The following is a 14,157-nucleotide window of genomic DNA, read 5'->3' on the forward strand; positions in this document are numbered from 1 at the left end:
AGGCGGACGACACGTCGACGCGGCCAAGGGTGTCGACGGCGAAAGTAATAGCCGCGGAGCCCGAGCGACAATGCGGCCCCGGCTCCTCTCGGCTCCACGCGTCGCGCCGGGAGGTCGGGGCACGCGGAATCCAGGAGTCGTACGACTCATGCCGATTGCCGTCGCCGACACGCTCGACATCACTCAGCACATCGCTGAGGCCCGACTGATGCATCCGAAGTCGAAATGCCGCGTCCTTGCTCAGGGCGAAGGCGAACGTGCCGTCGGTGCCCGTGACCGTCGAGTCCCGCGTGGTGCCCGCGCTGTCGACGAGGAAGACACCCCAGCACGCCAAGATGCGCCCGCTGGATTCGTCGAGCAGGCGTCCGCTGAGTTGCGCTTGCGCCGCGACCACGTCGGGTGCGGCGAGCAGGAAGAGACCTGGTACGTGGTGGATCAAGGGGAGTCCTGCTGGCGTCAGGTTATTGCGGTGGCCGTTCAACACACGGGGGGGCGGTCGCCGACCTAAATTACGATGAGGCGGGACGCCCACCCGCTACCCTAGTAGGCCATCGGTCACCAACCGTCGTTAGCTGTAAGGGGCGCGACTTAGCGCGGCACGCCAGAATGGATTAGCGGTGGGCCGCGGATGCGACGGAGAAGGAGAACCGTTCCCATCAGGGTTGCCGTCTGTCGGCATCTCGCGCCGTGAAGGTCACTTTCGCGTCAGTTTCCCGCCTTTGAACATCGGCAACTCGCGTCGGGCAACACTCTGCACTGGATCGTCCGCCCCTCGCCCGCGCTCGCCCTGACAACTGGCTGAACTACTTCTTGGTGGTAGAACCGCGGATACTGACCTCGCTTTCCCAGACCAGTAGTTGGCCGTCGCAGCCGCACCCGAGACATCGGGGAAGAGAGCCCCATGCTCCAGGCGCATGCTAGCGAGGTGGTGAAGTGCCGGCCTGCGCTCTGCCGCCGGCACTTCAATCCTCAGCAAATGCACGTATCGCTCGTCGGGCCTCGTGTGCAACCGAACCCACTCGTCGACCGTCACGCCATCCGGTGCGCGTGTGAAGATCCCGTCCTGAGCGATAAGTCGCGCATTGTCGTGCACGTGCGGATCGACAAACTCCAGTACCGGCGCCCGCGACGCGCCTGAATGTCCCGCAAGTAGGCCGCGCGAAACGTCTTCGCACCAGAATCGGGACAACCCGAATACGCAGCGCATCCGAAGGTCGGCCGGTTGATGCGACTGGTAGGCAAAGTACGCCGCTACCGGTGAGGTGGACCAGTCGAGTAGAGGCGTCGCGAGCCCATAGTGCTGTCCCAGAGCCCACCAGTCGTTCTCTTGCGTCACGGAAGGCGCACCTCCCGGAAGCCGACCGCGTACGCCTCGCTGAAACCGCTTGAGGTGCGTTGATGTCAGCTGTTCGCTAACCGCGAACCCGGACCGCGATCGAAGGCGATCCAGTGACGACTCCAGACGCCACTCGGGTCTCGCGTGTCCTCGCCACACGAATGTGTTCGGAATGATATCGAGTGCACGGAGCGCAGCGTCGAAGTGTGCGAACGAGCGGAGGCGCATGGTGAGGAAGCCCCTCCCCGTGTCCTCCAGCTCCCATCGATCTGTCTGGATCCGCCGGGGCTGCGCATCTGTCCCTTCGGCGCGTGGTTCCGTCATCGCTTCCTCGCGGGGTTCCTCTGCCATCCAGCTAACGTCAAGCGGCCGTGCGATACCTCACGGTACAAAGGAGCACGGCCGCCCACCTGCTTCCCTGACGCGGCCGTCGGTCACCAACTGCCGCTAGGTTGCGCTCGCGCCCCGTTAATCAGAGGAGCTCGAGCCGGAATCCCGGTTCGAAGCTGCCCATCTCTAGCTGCTGCTCGACGCCTTCCATGAAGAGCGCGTAGGTTGTCGCAGGCTTCTTGAAGCACGCCAGCAAACTGAATCTGCCTCGATGATGCTGCTCCATGATTGGTGCCACCACGGCGCTCAAGAGGCGGCGAATGCCGCCGACATCATTGCGCGTGTTCTCAGTTATGAATGCGATGCGGTCATGAGACACAAAATGGGCCAGGAGAAAGCACATGACGTCCTCGTCAGTCCACGCGGTGTGCTTGATCGGCTGGCTAGGGTAGAGCTCTGACCCCTCACCGGGTGGGACAGAGCCCTGGGTCACGAACATCTCGCCACTGGGACCCGAGCGGCGCTGGTACCAGAGGGGGACGACTTGCGACACGGTACCCGAGGCGACCCACTGGGAGAGCGCTGGTTCGATGTCTCGTCGATTGAGACACTCGTCGACACCGAGCATCGGGATCGCACCGAGTGGCCGTGACACCCGCGAGAGGGTCTCGCGGAAGAATCCCTCAGGGTTGCAGCCGATTGCCATCGAGTCCGACCATCCCCTCGTCAACCTAACGTCAAGTTGTGCTGCGGCCGCTTCCGTAAAATGCGGTTGGGCGGCCGCGCGTACCTTCAGGTACGATAAAGCGCGGCCGCCCAACCGCTACCCCAGCGCGGCCATCTGCACCAACTGCCGTTAGCGAGGCGGGCACCCTACTCGAAGTGCGCTTCACCGATCTCGATGTAGGGCGCCGAGGAGTTTGCTTGGAGCACCACAACTCCATCTGGCCTTCGCGCGAACCGCACTCTCGCGTTCCTGCCCTCTTCAGCACAGTAACCGGCGGCAATCAAAGCTCGCGGGTAGACCCGATACAGTCCGACGCGTACCGTGCGACCGCGGCTCACCGACTGCCAGTTTAGCTCGATCTCGAAGGGGGCGTTCGCTGGAACGGGACCATGGTGAACGTCGAGGGTGTCGTGATTCGCGTTCCAGGGATGCACCTTGCCAGACGCGAGCGAAAGCCGCCGAATCAAGTGTCCGAAACGGGCATCTGGCATGTCAGGCATCGATGGCTGCTGCTCTCGCTAGCGTGTATTGGACAGACCGACCACATTCGCTCCGTCCCAGGATCATACAGGTCTGCCGCATCCGTCCTCTCCGCTGCCGCAGAGAAGGTGCCATCAGGTCGACCATGCCTAGCGGGGCTCCCCGAAGCCCGGTGTCACACGGAACCGCGTAGCGAACTCCACATCATCCTGGTTGCGCGAGATCCCCCAGACGAGGTCCCCCCGCACGCGCAGGACTGTGGTCCGCGGCGGCACCTTCACGCGGCCGAGGAGCGCGCCGTCGGCGGAGTAGACGTCGTACGCGACCGGCTCGCGCGTGGTCAGGCGGACGGGCGTCGGTACGACATCGGTGCGCAGCGGCGGAAGCTCGCTCTCGGGGATGACCTCGGCGGGCTGCGCCACGCGCACCCAGAGGCGACCGTCCTCGGTCACCGAGATGCTGCTGAACGGCGGCTTGGTCGCGGGGATGCCGGGGCCGGTCCAGCTGAAGCTCGGATCGGTCCGCTGTGCGTTCTGCTCGATCAGCGCGCGGCGTTCGGTCGCCTCCGTCTCGGAGACCGGCACGGCCGCGACATCGCGCATCACCTGGCGCGGCTTGGCGCCCGCATCGACGATCGTGAAGGCGTAGCGATCCGCATACCCGCCCACGAACCCACCATCGCGCAGCAGCGTGGTGGTGATGCCCGGTGCGAACGGGATATTGAAGAGGGATCGCCTGGTGCCGTCAGGGCTGTCCACACGCAGGGCAGCCGGCTCGACGCTCGTCCACTGCGGATGCTCGACGGAATCGCGCAGCGCGCCGAGCGAATCGAAGCGGATGAACCCGGGGATGGGGAACGGTGGACCGTTCGCGACCTCCCGGCGGCCGACCACCGCGCTCAGCGAGATGGTCCCGTCCGTGGCCACGTGCAGACCATTCACCATGAACATCCCGGTGACCGGGATCCGGAACGAGCTCTTGAAGGTGCCGTCCGGCGCATAGCGGCTGACGCGCGCGCCGGCACCGTCCCAGAGCAGCAGATCGCCACTGCTCGCGACGGCGAAGCCGTTCAGCTGGCCATACTCGCCCGGTCCCCCGCCCTTCGCGCCCACGGTGCGCAGGTACTCGCCCGTCGGCGCGTACATGCGGATGAGTCCGACCGTCTGGTCGGCATCGTAGACGAACATCGCCCCGTCGCGGCCGACCGCGATGCCGCCGATGCGACCGAACGTCAGTTCGTCAGCGCCGTCCGCCTCACCCACGGCGAGATCCACCACGAGCGTGCGGACAAGGCTGTCCGGCACGTCGCCCGTGATGCGCACGCGTGTGGTATCGCCCGTTGAATCCACGGCAGTCGTCCACGGCAACGAGGCTGTCGCGACAGATTCACCGCAGGCGCCGAGCATCAGCGCACTCATGGAGGCTGCCGCGAGCAGGACGCGCATCATTCCACCGTGGACAAGGTGATGAAGCTCCGCGCATCCGCATCCCAGCCGCGGTGCCGTGGAGACCGGACGAAAGTGCATGCGGTGCACCGGGTCCGGAAGAGGCTGGCGCGCGTGCCGCTCATCGCGAGTCGACGCCTGTCTCGGTCGCTCTACGGCAGCGTGACCCGCGTGCCGCTGAGGGGCTCGGGCGTCGCCGGCGCCGGAGCGGGCGCCCCCGTCGCGTCAAAGACCTGCACGGTCTCGGTCGCGGTGAGGGAATCGCCTCGCACGCTGATCCGCATCGTGAGCTCCAGGCGTCCAGCGTACTGATGCGTCGCACGGTCGGCGGAGAGCTCCACCCACTTGCCTTCGATGTGGTCGCCGCGGACTGCCCAGACGCCCTTGCCGTCGCTGTCGCTCGTGCGCGGATTGCCGGCGTCCGGATTGGCCTGATGCATGGTGCCGTCGGCGTTGAACACATACAGATGGTAGGGGAACGGCGCGTTCGGATCGTGCACCAGCCAGGTGCCGACGATCGGAGGGGCCGGGGCGGCCTCTACCCGCGGGCGGTCGCAGCCGAGTGTGCTCAGTGCGACGGCGGCGAGCACGGGGAGGACGGGGAGCCTGAGGGCTGTGCGCATGACTTGGCGATGGATGTGTTGAGGGCGGTGCCGCGACCCGCTTCCCTAGCGGCGCCGCTGCAGCGCGAAGACGAACTCCTGCGTCGAGAAGATGCACTGCGGCGCGCCGCTGTACTGCGCGGGCTGATAGCGCAGGGCGCCGAGCGTGGTCCGGACCGAGGCGGTGAAGGCGGGGTGCGAGCTCTCGAGAACGACTGTCGTTCGCGGATCGACGCGGCCGACGGTGTCGATCGCGTATCCGACGATGACGCGGCCCTCGATGGAATCGGTGAGCAGCTCCGGCGGGTACCGCAGCGAGGCGCCGCCCCGCAGCGGGCGGGGTTCGAGCTCGATGCCGAGTTGATCGCGCCGCGCCGACGTGAGGGTCCCGCGCGACCGGGTGAGCGCGAGGCGGAAGGGGAGGTCGAACTCCGTCGTCGCATCGAGGCGCAGCGTGTCGGTGTCGATGACCTCGAGCCCCATCCCGACGAACGAGAGCCGGTAGAGGCCGGCCGCGGCGGGCCCCATCAGGTCGAACGTCCCGTCCGCGCGCGTGCGGGTGCGCGAGATCAGCGAATCCGACGCTGACACCAGGGCGACGCCGATGCAGGCGAGGGGCTGTTCCGTCGCGCCGAAGTACACGCGGCCGCCGAGGACGCCCTGCGCGGGGGTGTCGGCGAACGGCAGGAGGGAGCAGAGGGACAGGGCGAGCAGGGATCGTGACCTGGTCATCCGACGTCGGACCTCTTGGACGCAACGCGCTTCTTGGACGCGGTCGTCGCGCGGCGGCCGGCTGGTGGCGAGGGCGCCGGTTCACGCCCGCCCGCACACCGCCAGGCGTCGCGCAACAGGCCGCGCAGCTCCGGCACGCGCATGGTCGGGAGGTGCAGGAGCACCGCGGGATACCCGTTGTAGTGCGGCTCGGTGAAGAACCTCACCGGATCGGACTTGAGCATCAGGTCCTTCTCGCCGAGGTTCGCGACGCGGATCGCGAGGACCTTCGGGTTCGGCACCCGCGCCTTCTTGGGCGCCAGGCGCTCGAGCCAGACCCACGCGTACCCCTTGAGCTTGTCCTTCACGGGGAGCGCGAAGGCGAAGCGCCCGGTCTCCTCGACGGTGCCCGGGAGCGCCCGTGCGATGCGCCTCACGTCTGCTTGCGTGGCCATGGGTCCTCGGCTCGTGACGCACGAACTTGGCTGTGCGTGCGGGAGACCGCCAGACCCGAGGCGTTGGCGACGTCGGCGATCGCGCGGTATGCTTGACGGATCGTCGACCCACCCCGATCGCACTTCCTGTCCCGGAGCACCCGATGACCTCACGCAGGGTCGGCGCGGCCGCGTCCTGCGCGCTGGTCGTCCTGGCGCTCGCGTCGCTACCGGTGTTGACGCGTTGGCTCGCGCAAACGCCGCCGCGCCTCACCGGGGACGCCTTCCTCGACGCGAAGATCGCCTACCAGGTCGTCTCGGCACTGATCATGATCGCCGTGGTCGCCACCGTCCGCTTCCTGGGCGCGCGCGAGCGGTTCTTGCGCGCGGGCGATGCGCGCGCCCCCGCCGGTGCGATCCGCCTGCTCGGCGTGCACGCGGGCGAGCCATGGTCGGTCGTCGGGCGCAACTTCGCCATCATCGCCACCGCGGTCACCGCCGTCGTCGTGTGGCTGCAGGTCGCCCGCGGCCAGGAAGGCCTACTCGCGGCATTGCCGATGTCACTGCTGCTCGCGCTTCCGTTCGCCGCCGCGAACGCCGCGACCGAGGAAGGTCTCGTTCGCCTCGCGCTCCTCGAGGGAACCGTCGATGTCCTCGGTGCCCCGCGCGCCGCCATGCTGTCGGGGGGTCGTGTTCGGCACCGTTCACTACTTCGGTGTGCCAGGCGGAGCACCCGGTGTCGTACTCGCGGGCTTCCTCGGCTACGTGCTCGCTCGCTCCGTGACGGAGACGAACGGCGTGCGATGGGCGTGGTTCATCCACTTCCTGCAGGACGTCGTCATCTTCGCGCTGTTGTTCGCTGTGCGCTGATGGCGGCTGACGGGAGCGTCGCGGGGCCCCGAAGATGGGTGTGCGCCGATCGCTAGCGCTCAGCGCGCGGAACGTGTGCTTCTGCTGCGAGCGCGCCCATTAAATGCGGTTGTGGGCAGCAAGCGTCGTTAGAGCGCCGCGCGCGGATCGTCGTCTGCGATGTCCACGACCGCATACCCCTCGAATCCTGGAATGCACGCGAACGCAATGGTTCGAGGCCCCAACTCAGACGCAGAAAGTGGACTCGAGAAAGGGATAGGCGATTCCTCGTACTTTCTTCGCACGGCTTCGGAAACAGCTTTCTGCTCGATTGCGCTCGTTGGCCGCTCCTCGACGATGACCCACACCTTCTCGCCATTCGACAGTACAGCTGCCTGCAGCAGACGGCTCCCGTGATCGCGTCGAGGCCCATTGTCATTCTGTAGTTGACCCGTTTCGGTGGAGCCTTACTCTCCAGTCAGGAGAATCCATCGATGCCCAAGTCCCGCAAGCCGTATCCCCCCGAATACCGCGCCAAGATCGTCGCGCTGGCCAAAGCCGGCCGGAGCGTCCACGAACTGGCGGCGGAGTTCGAAGCCTCCCATCAAACGATCCGGAACTGGATCGCGCAAGCCGCCGTCGATCGCGGCGAGCGTCCCGGTGAACTGACGAGCGCCGAACGCACCGAGCTGACGCGCTTGCGCCGTGAGAACCGGCGCCTGCAGGTGGAGCGCGACATCTTGGGAAAAGCCGCGGCCTGGTTCGCTCGGGAGACGGGCGTGATTCCGAATGCCGAGCGGTCTTCGGATTCGTGAAGGCGCACCAGGCCATGTTCCCCATCGTCACGATGTGTCGCGTGCTCGGCGTGTCCGAGAGCGGCTACCACGCCTGGCGCGGACGCGCCCCTTCGGCGCAGGCGCAGCGCGATGCGGTCCTCCTGCCGCAGCTCCGGACCTTTCACGCGCGCTCGAGGAGACGTACGGGGCGCCGCGCCTGCTGCACGATCTCCGAGAGATCGGCGAGCGGGTGGGGCAGAAGCGCGTCGCGCGCCTCATGCGCGAGGCAGGGCTCGTCGGCGTGAGCAAGGTGAAGGGGCCGCCGCGCCCGAAGCGGCTCACCCCGGAGTGTCCGCCGGCGCCCGACCTGGTGCATCGCCGGTTCGTCGCGGCGGCGCCGAATCAGCTCTGGGTCGCGGACATGACGTACATCCCGACCTATCGCGGCTTCCTCTACCTCGCGATCGTGCTCGACGTCTTCAGTCGCCGCATCGTCGGCTGGGCGATGGACGGTCGCATGCAGACCGCGCTCGTGCTCGATGCGCTGAAGATGGCGGCGGCCCAGCGTCAGCCGACGGACGTGATCCACCACTCGGATCAGGGCAGTCAATATCGCGCCATCGCCTTCGGGCATCGCTGCGAGGTGCTCGGCGTGCGCCCTCGATGGGATCGCGCGGCGACGCCTACGACAACGCGATGGCCGAGAGCTTCTTCTCGACGCTCGAGGCCGAGCTGCTCGCGAAGCACCGCTTCGAGTCGCCGGGCGAAGCACAACTGAAGATCTTCCGCTACATCGAAGGCTGGTACAATCCGCATCGGCGGCACTCCGCGCTCGGGCAGCGCTCGCCACTTCGCTTCGAACAGACCTACCTTACTCCCACCCCAGTCGCGGCTTGAATCCCCAAGCCGCACCGCTCCACGAAACCGGGGCAACTACATTCGCGCGGTGCGAGCCAGTGTAGTAGACGGTCACAACCTGCGAGTTCCCTTCGGCCGGAGCTGGCAGCCAGATGCAGTCGTCGAGGCCTTCTGCGGAGCTTCGCCAGTTCCGGAGCTCGGACGAAGGAAAACAGAAATGCAGGGCCCCGCATTCCTGTGAGCCGAGGTGTGCGCGACGCGTCCACTTGTGCTGATGTCGGCTCCCACCTAGGCGAGCCACCAATTCAGGCTCAAGAGCCTTCATGGGCTCCTGCAAACCAGGGAAGCAATTGCCGTCTTTGTGCAGGCTGATCTTCACTTCCTTCGCAATCTCGCGAACCATCGCGTACACATCGCCCTTTGAACGCGAGGAAGTAATCTTCACGGAAACCGAATTCGGCCCCGTGATACTCCCAACGGCAAAACGCACGTCCAGTCTTCCGCTCTTCGTCATGTGACGGCGCAGAACACCCCGTTTGTTGCACGGGGCTCCGCAAAGCGACATGGCGGACTGACGAGACGCAGGATCAGCACTCGCAATCGCGACGAGGCTCGCCGCAATAGCCACAGAACTTCTCGTTGGTGTAGTAGGCGAGCGCTAAGCGCACGTACTGGACGTAGCCCTTGGTCAAGTGGAAGCCGCACATCCGGCAGTAGTTATGTCCGGCCTTGCGATACTCTTCGCAGTCACGGCATTTGCGTGTGGGTGACACGAACTCTCCTGGTCGCTCTAACGTGTGCTTCTGCTTCGAGCGCTCCCATAGAATGCGGTTGTGGGGCCTCGGCGAACCTTTCAAGAAGATGGAGCCGAGGCCCCACAACCGCTACACTAGCTGCGCTCGCCGGCAGCAAGCGTCGTTAGGCGGCCGCGCGACCGACTCGCCATCGTAGCCAGACAATGCTCAGTTGGGAATGTGAAATGCGCGCGCCATAACATCTCTCCACGCCTTGGGGACGTCCGCCCAGTTCTGCCCCCATTTTGTCGCCTCGCGGAAAGCGGTCAGCGGCTTCTCGTGAGAGGGCGGGGCATAGCCGAGCACGTCCTCAATGCACTCTGCAAGCGCGGCGACATTCTCCGGTCCCGCAGCAGCGGCAATGGGCGCGTTGAACTTGGCTGCGTTCGGGGTAGCGGAGTCGAGGTCATGGATAACGAATGGAATCATCCCCAAAGCGCGGAGATATCGCGTGAGGCCGATGATCGACGCCTTGCCACGTGCTTTCACCACCTCGGTCTGTGCCTGGGCCGACTGCCGCGTCGCGGGGTCAAGGCGCTTCAGAGACTCCCGAATGATGACGTCCTCGGTGTCGCCTTCGACAATTACCACCCGCCGCGCAAAGAACACACGGGCGATGTAGTCGTCGATACGCAGCAACATCTTCACATAGTCCTTGTCATCATCCTGGAGCGCAGCGAACGCGTCCGACACAGAGAAGGGCTGGACTTGAACACCGCCACTGACGACAGCGAACCGATTCAAGACCTGACGTGGCTTGCGTGAGATGTCGATCAGAAACGGCGAGTGGGTCGTCGCTACAATCTGATGGTCGTGCAAGGACAGATCATAGATGGTGTCCCGCATCTGATTGGCTGCGCTAGGATGCAGGTACAACTCAGGTTCCTCGAAGCCGATAATCAGCGAGCGTCCGTTGAGATTCTGCTGCCGCTTAGCCATCCATCGCTGGCGGAAGCGGAGTACGCCGAACACGGCAGCGCGCACTGTGCCAGTGCCTTGATGATCGACCGGGGTTCGCACATTGCTCGATAGGGTTACCGTAAAGGTGGGCTTCAGGGACTTGTTTGGGTCGCTGAGGTCCGCATTTGCGTGGATTGAGGACTCCGGAAATACTCCCGCGATGACCTCGTTGAGTTCAGCAAGCATCTTGCCGAATTCGGAAGAGGCATCCTGCGGGTCAAGCTCCTTTGCGAGCGCATCAAGATGCTCCTGCGCCTTCTTGTAGTTGTCGGAGGCTGCGCGAACATCCTCAAACAGCTCGTTCAGAGTCTTCCCGAGAACACCACTTGATGACATCTCGTGAGACGAGTCACCCGCAGGAATTAGCAGAAAGCGAGGAAGACGAGCCAGCACGACCTGCGGAATACCGCCCGGATTCTGAACCCAGGTCTCCTCGTCACCAAGAACCCAGATCTCATCCAGATCCTCCAGAAGTGCCCGCGAAGCCTGCGTGAGCTTCTTCGCCAGGTCCGGATAAAGACTTGTCACGGCCGCAGGGTCGACACCACCGTCTACGAGGTCCTGTGGCGTCTTGATGTCCTCGAATGCTGCGGCAACAGTGCGGGTGCGACTCTTCACCTCAACTACGACGTCTTTGCCGAGCTCGTACGTTTTGCGATAGGTGAGGCAAAGACCCGACTCCTTGGTAGCATCGTGCTCGTACTCACGAACACGGCCTTTAAAGCCGCGCCAACCCTTCGCCTCAATCAGGACGTTTCGAAACTCAGCTTCGAGCACAATCCGGCCCGAAGCGGGCTTCTGTTCCCCAGTGGCTTCGTCGCGGATGCAGAAGTATTCGATGTCTGGAATCTGCTTGTTCGGCGAGAGAAGCCGCTCGATCGCGCTTAGAACCGAGGTTTTTCCCGAGTTGTTAGGTCCGATGAGGAACGTGGCGTCACCGAACACCACGGTAGCGGACTGCATCCGCTTGTATCCCTCGATGCGAAGTGAGTGAAGGCGCATGTTGGCTGATTGAGGAAAGGCAGCGATTGTGACTTGAGGTGCATGCGCTGCTGAAGCTGCTTGGTCCGCCTAACGTCAGGTTGTGCCGTGGCCGTTCATGTAAAATGCGGGTTCGCGGCCGCGCCGACCGCCCCATAAGATAGGGCGCGGCCGCCAACCCGCCACCTTAGCCGGCCGTCTGCACCAAGCTTCGTTAGACCGCAAACCAAGCAGACGTCGTCGTGTCGCAGGTGGAACGTTCACAGGTGTCTCGCGAGCCCTGCGACTACTCCGCCAGCCCGTGATGCGCCACGCCAATCGCTCTCAGGTGACGGCGAGCGACCCTTTTCTGGGTAGCGCCGAGCGCGGTGCGGCGTGCATACTATGTCTCGGTCCGGTCCGAGCCACTTCGGGCACTCTTGACTTACTCGGCTGCTCTGCCGTTCTCGGAACTCGTCGATGCCACTCCTTGAAGGTCTTGTTGGTGCGCTTCTCGAGCACGAGACGAGCCCGCTCCGATTCGAAGCGCTCTGCCTCGACTTGCTTGGACTCCAAGAGAACGCCGTTTTCGTGCCGACTTCGCGTACCTGGGATCTCGGTCGCGACGGAAGACGGGTACTTCAGACCGAGAGTTCACATCACGTTGTCTGTGCGTCCCTAGCACAAACTCTCGACGCGAAGGTAACTGCTGACATCGAGCGACTCGAGGCGACCACGCGCCCGCGGAGCATTGTTTACTGCACGTCTCGCGAGCTCTCGGAGCACACGGCCGACATACTTGCTGCCGAGATTCGCAAGCTGAGTCCATCCGTGCAATCGGTTCAGGTGCTGTATCAGATGCAACTGGCGACGATGGCGCTGACTCACGAGTCGATCCTGAGGAAGCACTATCAGGCCGAGCTCTCCAACCTCGAGAGCCTGTTCTTCGGCGTAAGTACGCCAGATGTCGAGGCCGAGAAGACAGGACTCCGACTCGCCTTGCTGACCCAGACTGGCGACGACGCTCAGGCTCTGCGCGACGCGCTTGCACGGCGCCTGATTCTCGAACAGCTCAGCGCGAAGGGGCCTCAGACGCAGAACGCGGTCTTGGTCTCGATCTCTGGCCAGTTGCACCTTCCACGAACAATCTCGAGTGCGTACGGGACGTCTGTCGTGGAACTCCTTCAAACTGAGGGGCTGATTGAGAACCGTACTGGCCGGCTGGAGGTCACAGCTGCGGGAACCGCCTGGCTCGCGACGCTTCCATCGGACGCGGCGCCGAAGCTGCTTGAGGGGAAGAAGCTCATCCACGCGGCCCTAGCGAAACTCACCGGCTTTCAGCTGACGCCCGAGGAGTACGATCGCGTTTGGGACACGTTCCAGGACGGGATTGCGCAGCTGTTCTTCGTTCACGGCACCGCGACGATTCGAATGGTCGCAGCGATTGAGAGTGGACGCCGAGTTGAGGACGGCGAAGCGGCCTTGGCCATTCGAGAGAAGCTGGCGCATCGCATCGGGGCAATGTTTGGAGGACTTGAGAAGCGCGAAGCGATGCAGCAGGCGATCATCGATCTGTTTTCTGAGAAGGGCACCGCGGCTTTCGACTGGCTGTCTGAGATCTGTGCCGTCTACGTGATGATGTGCTCGCTAGGTCTCGAACCACAGAGCAGCGCGTCCGTCACGAGCGTCGTGCGCGGCATCACGCTGCTGCTAGACACGGATGTGATTCTTTCCCTTCTGAGTGACGGTGAGGTGAGCCACAAGGAGACAGAGCAACTGCTGGGAGGATGGCGCGCCCTCGGCGGAACGGTTCTGGCGCCAGATCCGTCGCTTGAGGAGGCAGCGTATCATGCGTGGATCGCTGAGAGTGATTACGTCGCTACATCCTCGTACCTTCCACAGCTTTCTGACTTAGAGGCGGAGCATGTCATTTCGAACGCGTTTGTACGCGGCTTTCGTGCCGTGTCCCGTGGTCGATTGGACCGCAAGACATGGGAGCGATATATCGGGCAGTATCGCGGCTCTCGTCCTCACGACTATTCGAGAGTGCTTGCCGTGCTGCGGGACGAGTACCGCGTAGACAGACTTCCTGGATTCGGATCCGAGATCGACAAGTCGACCGACTCGTTCTACGTCTCGGTCCTCCAGTTCATGATCACGACTCTCGCGGCTGAGATGGAGTGCGAGAGTGATGACCTAGACTTTCGCATCAGGGACAAGGCACGTCGAGACGCACTCATGCTCGCCTCCTTACGTGCCGCGCGCGCCGCGTTTAGAGAGCAGGGAAGGGACGGGACTCTTATGGCGGTCTCGTCAGCACGACTCATCAAGATGTCGGATGAGCGATTCCGGACTGATCTCGGAGATCCGGACGCCGTTCTGAGCCTTGGTGCCGTGGGAACCCTGCTTGCACTTACGCCAGGTGTGCACTTCGGTCTTGGAAGTCTGCGCGGCATTCTCTTCGATCTCAACCTCGCGAAGCGCTTAACTGGACTGCAGCGGTATGCGTACCGCATTGTAGCTCAATCCGAGCAGTACGACGTACCATGGTCTCGCCGCACGACGCTAAAGCGCGAGCTTGGCGAGCGAATTCTTCGCGACGCGAAGGCTAGCGATCGACCGGTCGAGGAGATCGCACGGATAGTGACCAAGGCAGACGACCCAGAGTACTCAGCTCAGATTGTGCGAGACGCGCTAGACGCGATGGCCGTGCCCACACGGCGCGAGAAGGAGAATACTGCGCTTAGACGAGAGATAGAGCAGCTCCAGCGCGCGCTCGCAGCGGAGCGAGAACGTAAAGCGTCGGTCTAACGTTTGGTTGTGCTGTGGCCGCTTCCATAAGATGCAGGTGGGCGGCCGCGCTGTACCGAAAGGTACGACAGAGCGCGGCCGCCC

The 14,157-nt window shown here is 64.1% G+C and carries 10 protein-coding genes and 1 pseudogene; 3 read left to right on the top strand and 8 right to left on the bottom strand.

The window, feature by feature from the left end:
- The 7 genes from IPJ78_19420 to IPJ78_19450 form a co-directional block, all read right to left on the bottom strand.
- On the bottom strand, positions 1 to 481 hold a 481-nt coding region (locus IPJ78_19420), incomplete at its 3' end, for a hypothetical protein (GenBank protein ID MBK7908699.1).
- Positions 482 to 694: 213 nt separating this feature from the next.
- Positions 695 to 1,660: an FRG domain-containing protein gene (locus IPJ78_19425; protein ID MBK7908700.1), complete on the bottom strand. Its 966-nt coding sequence runs from the start codon at positions 1,658 to 1,660 to the stop codon at positions 695 to 697.
- A 148-nt stretch (positions 1,661 to 1,808) separates the two neighbouring features.
- Positions 1,809 to 2,372, bottom strand: coding sequence for a hypothetical protein (locus IPJ78_19430; GenBank protein MBK7908701.1), 564 nt, complete (start codon positions 2,370 to 2,372; stop codon positions 1,809 to 1,811).
- Positions 2,373 to 3,022: 650 nt separating this feature from the next.
- Positions 3,023 to 4,195 carry a 6-bladed beta-propeller gene (locus IPJ78_19435; GenBank protein ID MBK7908702.1) on the bottom strand — a complete coding sequence of 391 codons (1,173 nt, stop codon included), beginning with the start codon at positions 4,193 to 4,195 and terminating at the stop codon, positions 3,023 to 3,025.
- A gap of 275 nt (positions 4,196 to 4,470) precedes the next feature.
- Positions 4,471 to 4,941, bottom strand: coding sequence for a hypothetical protein (locus IPJ78_19440; protein ID MBK7908703.1), 471 nt, complete (start codon positions 4,939 to 4,941; stop codon positions 4,471 to 4,473).
- Positions 4,942 to 4,986: 45 nt separating this feature from the next.
- Positions 4,987 to 5,652: an energy transducer TonB gene (locus IPJ78_19445; protein MBK7908704.1), complete on the bottom strand. Its 666-nt coding sequence runs from the start codon at positions 5,650 to 5,652 to the stop codon at positions 4,987 to 4,989.
- Complete coding sequence (locus IPJ78_19450) at positions 5,649 to 6,086, bottom strand: hypothetical protein (GenBank protein MBK7908705.1); 438 nt, start codon at positions 6,084 to 6,086, stop codon at positions 5,649 to 5,651. The genes IPJ78_19445 and IPJ78_19450 overlap by 4 nt, the downstream gene beginning before the upstream one ends.
- Before the next feature lie 26 nt (positions 6,087 to 6,112).
- Here IPJ78_19450 and IPJ78_19455 point away from each other — a divergent pair, with 26 nt between their 5' ends.
- Both IPJ78_19455 and IPJ78_19460 read left to right on the top strand, forming a co-directional pair.
- Complete coding sequence (locus IPJ78_19455) at positions 6,113 to 6,991, top strand: hypothetical protein (GenBank protein ID MBK7908706.1); 879 nt, start codon at positions 6,113 to 6,115, stop codon at positions 6,989 to 6,991.
- Positions 6,992 to 7,408: 417 nt separating this feature from the next.
- Positions 7,409 to 8,587: pseudogene (locus IPJ78_19460) on the top strand (IS3 family transposase).
- 923 nt (positions 8,588 to 9,510) lie between these two features.
- On the opposite strand, the gene IPJ78_19465 reads toward IPJ78_19460, so the two are convergent.
- Positions 9,511 to 11,304 carry an AAA family ATPase gene (locus IPJ78_19465; GenBank protein MBK7908707.1) on the bottom strand — a complete coding sequence of 598 codons (1,794 nt, stop codon included), beginning with the start codon at positions 11,302 to 11,304 and terminating at the stop codon, positions 9,511 to 9,513.
- Positions 11,305 to 11,742: 438 nt separating this feature from the next.
- On the opposite strand from IPJ78_19465, the gene IPJ78_19470 reads away from it, so the two are divergent.
- Positions 11,743 to 14,073, top strand: a complete 2,331-nt coding sequence (locus IPJ78_19470; GenBank protein MBK7908708.1) for a hypothetical protein — start codon at positions 11,743 to 11,745, stop codon at positions 14,071 to 14,073.
- Positions 14,074 to 14,157: the final 84 nt, after the last annotated feature.

It is taken from the genome of Gemmatimonadota bacterium, assembly GCA_016714015.1.
Classification (GTDB): Bacteria; Gemmatimonadota; Gemmatimonadetes; order Gemmatimonadales; family Gemmatimonadaceae; genus Pseudogemmatithrix.